Origin of the sequence: Desulfuribacillus stibiiarsenatis (assembly GCF_001742305.1) — a bacterium.
Taxonomy (GTDB): Bacteria; Bacillota; Bacilli; order Desulfuribacillales; family Desulfuribacillaceae; genus Desulfuribacillus_A; species Desulfuribacillus_A stibiiarsenatis.
This window is the reverse complement of sequence record NZ_MJAT01000013.1, coordinates 1-9,982: the sequence shown is the minus strand read 5'-3', so window position 1 is coordinate 9,982 and position 9,982 is coordinate 1. Positions and strand designations below refer to the sequence as shown.

The following is a 9,982-nucleotide window of genomic DNA, read 5'->3' as shown; positions in this document are numbered from 1 at the left end:
CTCATTGATATGAGATATGAAAAGAAAAGTACGATTTTAACAACTAATGTTGGTTTTAAATCCTGGGACGAGGTATTCCAAGATCCTAAGATAGCAAATGCAATTTTGGATCGTGTCCTCCACCATGCAACGGTAGTTAATATTATTGGTGATTCTTACCGAATTAAGGACCATCTGGAACGAGATAATTAGTAAAACTGTACATTCTTAAACAGTCAAAAGTGTACATGTTTATGTTGACATTTATATGGGATTCTCACAGAACGAGAAAGAAGCTTGTTGGATTATGTATATCGACTTCAATATCGTTATGTCGAGGTTGCCCGTCTGTGGGATGTAGATCCGAGCACTGTGCGGAAAGCGCATAACAGGGCGCTGAAAAAACTTAGGGATCAAATGGTAAAGGATACTTTAACTAGTTAAATCGGAAATTAAAACTAAATATTAAAGAATAACAAAGGGGAAGAGTAACCGATTGAGATTACTCTTCCCCTTGACCTGGGTGCTTGATGTTCTTGAGCATTGTTAGAATTTCTCGCTGAATAGTAACACTCTTTGCTAATTTGCTCTGTAAATCCTGCTGATAATCCATTAACTTACTCTCGCGATCCTTGGAATCGATTCTGTTCGTAATAATTAAATATACAGCTACTGCTCCAAAGACGAATTCTGATGCTAATTTAAACAAGATTTCTTCCATGATGGTGCCCCTCCTTTGTGTGAAAATGGCATAAAGGTTATAAACATGGCTAGAAAAGTATTGATAATAGATACAATGCAATTTTAGGGCTTTATCGGGATGGGTGACATTTAAGAAATAAATGATTATAATGATTGATAACGTAAGTGTAATCACGTGATTAGACTATTAGATTTGGAATTGAGGAGCTTGGATATGGCATTAGAGACTATGAATGTAGTTTGTATAGGGTCGGGATATGTTGGAAGTGTAACGGGTACGGCCTTTGCTCTCTTGGGACAAAATACAACTATTATTGATATTGATACAAGTAAAGTGGAAATGATTAATAGCGGAAAAAGTCCAATTTATGAGCCAGGATTAGAGGCGTTAATACAATATGCAGTTGAACAAAAGGTCTTAAAAGCAGAGACAAGCTATAAGAGTGTCGAGGATGCTGACGTGATTTTTATTGGGGTAGGCACACCCTCTAAGGAAGATGGGACTGCTGATTTGCAATATGTAAAGGCCGCAGCAAGGGATATTGGGACTGCGTTAAGGAATCATAAGGGGTTCCCAGTGATTATTAATAAGTCTACGGTATCGATTGGTACGGCAGAAGTGGTAGCGACGATTATAGAGGAAGCATCAGGTTTGCAGGCTGCCAAAGATTTTGCAGTGGTTAGTAATCCAGAGTTTTTACGCGAAGGATATGCCGTGGAAGATGTATTCTTTCCAGATCGCATTGTTGTAGGCTTCAATAGTGATAAGGCAAATGAAATTATGCAACAACTTTACGCTAGGATGTTATCGAGAGAACGATATGAAGAAGGATTGCTGCGAGTTTTACCAGAGCTACGTCCTTATATGGAAAAAGAAAAGCCTGTATATTTCACAACAGACACGAAAAGTTCTGAGATGCTTAAGTATGCATCGAACGCATTCTTGGCCGTGAAGATTAGCTATATTAACGAGATTGCCATGTTGTCAGAACGCTTAGGTGCTAACGCGTTAGAGGTTGCAAAAGGAATGGGATTAGATTCCCGGATTGGCAATAAGTTTTTAGAGATTTCTAGTGGTTGGAGTGGAAGCTGTTTTCCAAAGGATACGGCAGAATTATTAGCTACTTCTCAAAAATATAATCGAGAAATAAAATTAGTAAATGCTGCTATGGAAGCTAATGACGCAATGCACAATTATGTAATTGAAAAAATAAAGACAGTTTTAAAATCGTTAAATGGCAAAACAGTTGGGATATTGGGGTTAACCTTTAAGCCAAACACTGATGATGCTCGCAAGACGCAAGCGGAAGTGATTATTAGAAATCTTATTGATTTAGGCGTCAATGTTCGGGTTCATGATCCACAGGGTGTGCCTATGTTTCAAAAATATAATCCAAAACTGGTTGAAGGTTCAAGCAATGCAATCGTTTATTGTGAACAAGCAGAAGATGTTGCGGAACGTGCCGATGCAATTCTGTTACTTACCCATTGGCAGGAATATCTCCAAATCGATTGGCAAAAGATGAGTCAAATGGTTCGGATGGGATCAGCTAGCAACGCTGTACATGATGGGGCATATATTCTAGATACTAGGAATTTCTTAGATAAGCAGAAGTTAGTGGAATTAGGGTTCTTCTATCAGGGGTTAGGGTATTAAAATCAATGTGTAAGTAGGAATGTGAGATAAAGATAAGCTAAAGATATAAAGACCTTCTATTGGGAATTGAAAGTACAACTCACAATTCTATGGAAGGTCTTTTTAAATGTCAGTTCAGCTAAACTTTCCTAACATTTCGCTAAAGATAGCTGATCAAGGTATTCGCGAAGTTTACTCCGAATATCACAATGTTCTAGTGCAAACTCAATATTTGCCTGTAAGAATCCAAACTTATCCCCTACATCGTAGCGCTTGCCCTGGAACTTATATGCGTAGCATCCATTTTCTTGGGTTTGGGCTAATATGTTGAGGGCATCAGTTAATTGGATTTCTCCACCTGCACCGGGTTCTATATGGGATAATATATCAAAGATTTCAGGTTTAATAATATATCTTCCCATAACTGCTAGCTGAGATGGCGGGTTGTTCTTTGGCTTTTCCACTAACGAGTGGACTTTGTATAATGTGTCCGTTTGCCACTTGCCAGAAACGATACCGTATTTCTTGGTATCTTCAAGGGCGACTTCTTGAACGCCTACGATGGAAGCTTTAGTTTCTTCGTAGGCTTCGATCATCTGCTTCACAACGGGTTTATCTGAGCGGATAATATCGTCACCAAGCATAACGACAAAAGGTTCATTTCCGACAAACTTGCGTGCGCAATATACGGCATGTCCAAGGCCGAGGGGTTGCTTTTGTCTGACATAATGGATATCAACCATAGTTGAAATACTACGAACGGTGTCTAATATATCTTGTTTTCCTTGTCGCTCTAATTCGTATTCTAGTTCCATCGAGTGGTCAAAGTGATCTTCGATGGCGCGTTTATTACGTCCTGTTATGATTAAAATATCTGTGATGCCAGATTCAACGGCTTCTTCCACAACGTATTGAATCGTTGGCTTGTCTACAATTGGTAACATTTCTTTGGGAAGTGCCTTTGTCGCGGGAAGAAATCTTGTCCCTAAACCAGCTGCTGGAATCACTGCTTTTCGTATCTGCACTAGCAAAACCTCCGTGGTTCAATGTATACAATAGTGCTTTATCATATAAAGATATCAATTTTATGTTATCACAAGTTTGCTGTATTTGATAGATTACTGGTATTGAAGTTTATGCCAAATAGGGAAGGAGGACACTATGTGATGTCCTCCAACTAAGCAAAACCTATGCTGTTACTCGAAGATAATATCTTCTACTGTGCGGTCAATTAAGCGAGCGCTAACCTTCTCAACTAGCCCAGCGCCATGATTGAATGCATCCGCTGCGATGATCGTATCCATTGCTGCTTGCACGGCAACTGTGTCCACTGGCTCTTTCGGGTTATCGACTGCAATGCGTGTCATCTTCCCTTCGCGGTTACGGAAAACTAATTCAAGTTTCTTAGACATTTTGTTTCCTCCTTTATCTTGATAGTATCCTTGTCATAAGGATTTAGTTAGATTCCTTGCGTGGCTATTACTCTAAATCTAAGGCATTGGTGTCAAGTCTTTCTACACCATGCAGCTCGAAGTCTTGTAGAGATGCGATTGCATTCGCTACATTGAAGATGGCTTCGTCTGTTACTGCTGGCTTAATGCGGGAGTAGGTTTTCTTAGACAACTTCATGTTCCCCTTCTCATCCAAACCAACATTCAGAACAAGTGCTACGCGTGTGTCAATACGATCACTAATTACTGCCATAATGCATTCATCCTTTCTTTTTTAATTTTTTATCAAAGCTTTGATACTGGATATAATGCAGTGATATGAAATAAAAAAGACCATCTCGGGTAAAAAATCCTTATTTTCGAATACTTCCTCATTTGTGTGGTGAGGTTCTCTTCCTTCAGCAACATGTTTCGAATTTTCTAAAATTCTCACAACAGCAGGGCGAATTTGTTGACGTACCACAAAGTAATGGATGATATTTGCATTATGAAAGTATTGACCATAAAGACTTGAAGAACCAGATTGATACGTATGCAAAAGAAATATATTCGAGCAATGCAAGTTAATAGTCGTTACAATTTACCGCCACCTAAATGATTCTGGGTGGTTTTATTATTCTGAAAAACATACAAAAAAAGTAAAATAAGAAGGAATATGTAAAATAATGTCGAAATATATGTCAAAACAACTCGGGCTACATGGAATCTTGTACATCTAAATAACGATAGGAGGACATGTCTTGAAGAAGTTCTACATTAAAGCGCTGGTTGTCTTGATGTTAATTGGGAACATTCTTGGCAACAGTCCACTCAATCAATGGAATTCAGCCTATGTCTATGCTTCAAGTTTCCACGGTGGCAATGGCACAGAATCAGATCCTTACCAAATAGCTACACCAGCACAATTAGATGCAGTGAGGAATCATTTAGCGGCACATTTTGTTCAAGTGGCAGATATTGATATGTCAACTTACCTTAGCGAAGATGGAGTAGGATACAATGGTGGTAAAGGTTGGTTACCCATTGGCTCAACAGAGAGTACTACCCAACGATTCACAGGAACATACACCGGACAAGGGTATAAAATTCTCAATCTAACAATTAACAGACCAGACGAAGAATATGTCGGACTATTCGGAAATGTAGGGGCAACCTCTTTGCCTAGTCAAACAATTAAAATAGAGAATCTTGCTCTGGAGAATGCCTCAATTATTGGGAAAAATTATGTTGGTGCCATTGCGGGAAAGATCGCTTATGCTGAGATACATCAATCGTATGTATCGGGAACATTGCAAGGAAAAGGTTATCGAGTTGGTGGAATAATAGGTGATAGCAATGGTCGGGTAATCGATTGTTTCAGTCATGTAAATGTTAGTGGAGGGAGCAATCATATAGGTGGACTGATTGGGGTCAATGTTGGACTAGCGGCGAGACTACGGAATAGCTATACTACTGGAAATGTGCAGACCCCAATATCAGCAACGAATATTGGTGCTTTAGTTGGAAGCGGCCCTTCAAGTAAAATATATAACAGTTTCTACAATGCAGAGATTTCTGGTATAGGTGGATTGGGTACTGGTAAAATTACAGCACATATGAAACTCGAAGAAACATATACAGAATGGGATTTTGATACGATTTGGGATATTGATGGAACGACTAATACGGGGTATCCTTTTTTGCGGGTGTTTGTGAAAACACCAGAAGTGCCAGAAGTGCCAGAAGTGCCAGAAGTGCCACAAGAGCCAGTTGTCCCGGAACTACCCTCAAACAATGATTATCACGACGCCAGCGATTCAACAAATGTGGGCAATTCGAACAATTCTGATGATACTACAACCACAACATCCTCAACTACAGCAGACTCTACATATGTATCAGACAATTCTAGCATAGAACCAACAAACTTCTATATCGATGAAGCTACGAACACGGTACGAATTCAGGTTTCGCAGAATCAAATGGAACATCTTGATGAAGAAAGTATTGTTGTCAACTTAGAACAACTAAATATTATGGAAGGTTTTGCTTTATTACCTTTAGAAAAGCCTACGATTGAAGTAAATATCAATCAAGTGGATAAAGCTTCAAATCATACCACTACAAACACAAGCGTTACTTTTAACAATAAAATCTATAGAGAATTATTAAAAACAGACGCGACACTATATATACGCACGAGCTATAGTGGATATAAATTGCCTATAAGAGAAATTCCTGAAGATGATTTAGAGCTTATACTTCATAGCAGCGAAACAGGTTTAAATGCTCTAATATTTCAATTCAAAATGAGCCCAGTTAGTGTTGAAGGCTTAATAAATCCTATAGAGTTTCAATTAACTGTCCTAGATCCAACCACGAATCAAGAAGTTGAAATCAATAACTTCTCCACATATATTACGCGCGAGCTTGTAATCCCTGAAGATATTTCAGTGGATGAAGTTGCAACAGGTGTCGTATATACGGAAAATCATCAAGTTCTGCATATTCCAACTGCTATTATAGAAAACGATGGTGTGTATTATGCTCAATTGCATAGCATGTCAAACAGCGTGTATGGGATTTTGACGAAACAAAGCCTAGGTTTTATAGACTTAGAAAATCATTGGGGAAGAGATATTATCCGGGAGCTATCTGACCGAAAAATTATTTTTGGATATGATGAAGAAGGGGCAGTAAGATTTAAACCGAATCAAGATGTAACCAGGGCTGAATTCATATCATTAATCAACCGCGCTTTTGCATTAGCGGTAGGTGTTAATCCGCAAAATAGGTGGCAGAACATAAGCAAATTTACTGATATAAAAGAAACAAGCTGGTATTATAATGATGTAGTTATTGCTCATCAAGAAGGTATTATCAAAGGTCTTGGAGATAATACATTTCAACCTCTTCAAAATATCACTAGGGAGCAGGCTATTGTCATCTTATGTAATACTATCAATGCAACTAATAGGGATTTCATTGATCAGCAACCGATTATTGCAGACAGAGATACTATAGCACATTATTCGGATGTAGACTCCATTAGCTCATGGGCGTATGATTCCGTAACGTTGGGAATCTCGTTAGAACTTTTATCAGGTTATGACAACCGGGTCGACTCGAACAAAAATCTGACTCGTGCAGAAGCGGCAGTCATCATCTATCGAACACTGAAATTACTGAAACTAATATAGAGATTTCTAAATATATAATTCGAAAAACAGAACAAGCGTTTGTGTATTATGCTATAATTTACGTAACAGAAACCAATGGGAGGGATATCCTTGCAAGAACAATTAAATCGCATGAAAGAAATGATTGTATGAATGTGGAAGCTGAGGTAATCATCATAAGAAAGAATGGGTATTACTCCATAAGTTTTTTCAATCGATTTTAGAATTTAACTTCAGAAATCTATGCAGTGAAGGCCGTAGCAATACGATCTTTACTGCTTTTTTCTTTAGCGAAGAACATTCGCATTTGGAAAAATTCATGACCTTTATCCAGAAATGGAAAAAACCTTTACTAGATGGATGCGTTAGATATGTGGTTTAATATAACTTGTAAGCAATACGAATTGTATATACAAATTGCAATAAGATGTGTATGCAAAATAAAACAACAACAGGAGGAGCAACATGACTAAGTTCGCTACAAAACTTACTGCTATTTTGGTAGTATTCGTAATGGTGGTCACGTTAGTGCCTATTCAGACATTAGCAACTGAGCAACAAGCACCAGAAGTGACAGAAGGAACAGAGGGTACTGAGACTGAAGGTACTGAAGAAGAAGGTACTGAAGAAGAAGGTACTGAAGAAGAAGGAACTGAAGAAGAAGGAACTGAAGAAGAAGGTACTGAAGAAGAAGGTACTGGAGAAGAAGGTACTGAAGAAGAAGTAACGCAAGAAACAGAAGTAGAAAACACAGAAGAAACAGCTACGTTTACTGATCTTGACCACTGGGCAAAATCAGTTGTAGAGAAATTATTCTCTAAGGACGTTGTAACTGGATATCCTGATGGTTCATTTAAGCCACAGAATGACATTACTCGTGCTGAATTTATTACACTTGTAAACAAAGTATTTGGTTTCACGGAGAAAGCTACAATTAACTTCTCTGACGTAAATGGACAATGGTTTGCAGATGAAATCGCGAAGGCAGTAGCAGCTGGATATATCGCTGGTTACCCTGACGGTACAATGAAACCTAACCAAAAGATTACAAGAGAAGAAGCAGCAAAGGTTATCGTTGAAGCATTTGGATTTGAAGAGAAGCAATCAACAGCAACATTTAACGATGCAGCTAAGACTAGCGAATGGGCGAAGAAGTATGTAGCAATCGCTAAAGATAAAGGATATATTACTGGATTTACTGATGGGAACTTTAACCCGCTAGATAACATTCGTCGTGGTGAGACTGCTCAATTAGTAGTGAACTCATCAGGTGAGATTGTTAACGAAGCAGGAACTTATACAGAAGATGTTACAACAAACGTAGTTGTAAAGTCTGCGGATGTTGTATTAAAGGATATCACAATTAAAGGCGACCTTTATATTGCACAAGGAATTGGTGAAGGACAAACAATTCTTGAAGGTGTAACGGTTGAAGGTAAGACATTTGTTAACGCTGGTGCAGTTCTTGATGGACAGTTTGCAGATTTAACTGTAAAAGGTAAGGGAAATGTAGAAGTTGCTAACGTTGTAATTAACAACTTTTTTGTAAAATCAGCAGCAACTGTAAATGTATCTGAAGATGCTCAAATTACTGGCTTTGTAGTAACTGAAAAGGCTGCAGGAGCAGTATTAAATATTTTAGCTGAGATGACATTTGTTGCAAACGCAAACGTAGTAATTAACGGTAAAGCAGTAGTGACAGGCTCTTCTGCAGTAGTTACTGGTGGACAGACTGTAATTACAGCACCTGGAACAGACGCAGATAAAACAGCATTACTTGCAGCAGTGCTTGAAGCTCTTAAAGCTCATATGGATGCTGTAGAAGGTGAAGAAGAAGGTCAATACGCAGAAGGTTCGAAGGAAACATTCAAAACTGCAATTGATATCGCATTATTAGTAGTGAACAAAGCAACAGTTGCGCAAGAAGAGTTAGACAGTGCATTAGTAGCATTGACTGCAGCGGTTGAAACTTTCGAAGCAGGAAAAGTTCTTCCTGAACCAACGGCACTTGAATTATTAGTAGCAGCTATCGCTGTAGCTCAAGAGATATATGATGGGGCAGTAGAAGGTGAAGAAGACGGACAATACGCTGTAGGTTCAATGACGGAGTTATTAACAGTTATCGAAGCAGCACAAGCAGTAGTAGATAACGAAGAAGCAACAGAAGAAGAGGTAGTAGAAGCTCTTGAAGCATTACTTGCAGCAGTAATCGTGTTCGAGGCTGGAAAAGTAGTTCCTGAGCCTACGACACTTGAATTATTAGAAGCAGCAATATTGTTAGCTCAATTACTTCATGATGAAGCAGTTGAGGGTGAAGAAGTTGGACAGTATGCTGAAGGTTCTAAAGCTGATTTATTAGCAGCAATCGAAGCAGCACAATTAGTGTTTGAAGACGAAGAAGCAACGGAAGAAGAATTAACAGATGAGCTTGAAGCATTATTAACAGCAGTAGAAGCTTTTGAAGCTGGAATCGTGGTTGAAGAAGAAACTCCAGTAGAAGTTGATACAACAGTACTTGCTACAGAAATCGCAGCAGCTGAGTTAGTATTAGTAGATGCAATAGAAGGAACAGAAGTAGGTCAGTACGAAGTAGGATCTATTGCAACATTACAAGCAGCTATTGACGCAGCACAAGCAGTTCTTAACAACGAAGAAGCAACACAAGAAGAAGCAGATTTAGCAGTAGTTAACTTACTTGCAGCAGTAGTAACTTTCGAAGCTGGTATCGTTGTTTAATAGCAAGTATTGATTTTAAAGTTCCCCCTCCAAATAGATGGTAATATAACGAATGATAGAGGCTAACTCTCTGAACATGCCCCTGTCAAGTAGACAGTAGAAAAAACAAAAGTATTATGGCGTCAATCATTAGTTATGGTTGACGTTTTTTCATGCTCTTCAATCCATTTATTCCACGGTCCTGTTGACATGGGGCCCTTGTACCCTCTGGACTCCCGTTTCTTGGGCGGAAGTGATACTAGATCATTATTGGCTTCCGCCGTCAGTATTTTACCAGAGGGTACTATCCCATATAAACAGGCTTTCGCGGCATAAATTAT

At 38.7% G+C, this 9,982-nt stretch carries 9 protein-coding genes; 5 read left to right on the top strand and 4 right to left on the bottom strand.

Features of this window, described 5'->3' with window-relative positions; genetic code table 11:
* Window positions 1-192: ATP-binding protein (locus BHU72_RS07720; protein ID WP_176720392.1), on the top strand; the 192-nt coding region annotated here is incomplete at its 5' end.
* Between the two features lie 60 nt (window positions 193-252).
* Entirely contained in the window at window positions 253-423 is a 171-nt protein-coding gene (locus BHU72_RS16525) for a sigma factor-like helix-turn-helix DNA-binding protein (protein WP_083248331.1), read from the top strand.
* 58 nt (window positions 424-481) lie between these two features.
* Here BHU72_RS16525 and BHU72_RS07715 read toward each other — a convergent pair whose 3' ends face one another.
* Window positions 482-700, bottom strand: a complete 219-nt coding sequence (locus BHU72_RS07715) for a hypothetical protein (protein WP_069702066.1) — start codon at window positions 698-700, stop codon at window positions 482-484.
* Between the two features lie 195 nt (window positions 701-895).
* On the opposite strand from BHU72_RS07715, the gene BHU72_RS07710 reads away from it, so the two are divergent.
* A complete protein-coding gene (locus tag BHU72_RS07710; RefSeq protein ID WP_245671877.1) occupies window positions 896-2,338 on the top strand; it encodes a UDP-glucose dehydrogenase family protein in 1,443 nt (480 codons plus the stop codon).
* A 128-nt stretch (window positions 2,339-2,466) separates the two neighbouring features.
* Here BHU72_RS07710 and galU read toward each other — a convergent pair whose 3' ends face one another.
* From galU to BHU72_RS07695, 3 genes are all read right to left on the bottom strand, one after another.
* Window positions 2,467-3,342 (bottom strand): UTP--glucose-1-phosphate uridylyltransferase GalU, encoded by an 876-nt coding sequence (gene galU, locus BHU72_RS07705; protein WP_069702065.1) that lies wholly within the window; start codon window positions 3,340-3,342, stop codon window positions 2,467-2,469.
* Window positions 3,343-3,513: 171 nt separating this feature from the next.
* A complete protein-coding gene (locus tag BHU72_RS07700; protein WP_069702064.1) occupies window positions 3,514-3,729 on the bottom strand; it encodes a DUF2922 domain-containing protein in 216 nt (71 codons plus the stop codon).
* A gap of 67 nt (window positions 3,730-3,796) precedes the next feature.
* Window positions 3,797-4,021, bottom strand: coding sequence for a DUF1659 domain-containing protein (locus tag BHU72_RS07695; protein WP_069702063.1), 225 nt, complete (start codon window positions 4,019-4,021; stop codon window positions 3,797-3,799).
* Between the two features lie 487 nt (window positions 4,022-4,508).
* Here BHU72_RS07695 and BHU72_RS07690 point away from each other — a divergent pair, with 487 nt between their 5' ends.
* The gene (locus BHU72_RS07690) at window positions 4,509-6,947 is read left to right on the top strand and encodes an S-layer homology domain-containing protein (protein ID WP_069702062.1); all 2,439 of its coding nucleotides are present in this window, start codon (window positions 4,509-4,511) and stop codon (window positions 6,945-6,947) included.
* Window positions 6,948-7,391: 444 nt separating this feature from the next.
* A complete protein-coding gene (locus BHU72_RS07685) occupies window positions 7,392-9,662 on the top strand; it encodes an S-layer homology domain-containing protein (RefSeq protein ID WP_069702061.1) in 2,271 nt (756 codons plus the stop codon).
* Window positions 9,663-9,982: the final 320 nt, after the last annotated feature.

Bases quoted from the DNA above. Each gene is read 5' to 3' on its own strand.
- BHU72_RS07715 (WP_069702066.1), bottom strand. From the start codon at position 700: ATGGAAGAAATCTTGTTTAAATTAGCATCAGAATTCGTCTTTGGAGCA.
- BHU72_RS07710 (WP_245671877.1), top strand. From the start codon at position 896: ATGGCATTAGAGACTATGAATGTAGTTTGTATAGGGTCGGGATATGTT.
- BHU72_RS07700 (WP_069702064.1), bottom strand. From the start codon at position 3,729: ATGTCTAAGAAACTTGAATTAGTTTTCCGTAACCGCGAAGGGAAGATG.
- BHU72_RS07695 (WP_069702063.1), bottom strand. From the start codon at position 4,021: ATGGCAGTAATTAGTGATCGTATTGACACACGCGTAGCACTTGTTCTG.
- BHU72_RS07685 (WP_069702061.1), top strand. From the start codon at position 7,392: ATGACTAAGTTCGCTACAAAACTTACTGCTATTTTGGTAGTATTCGTA.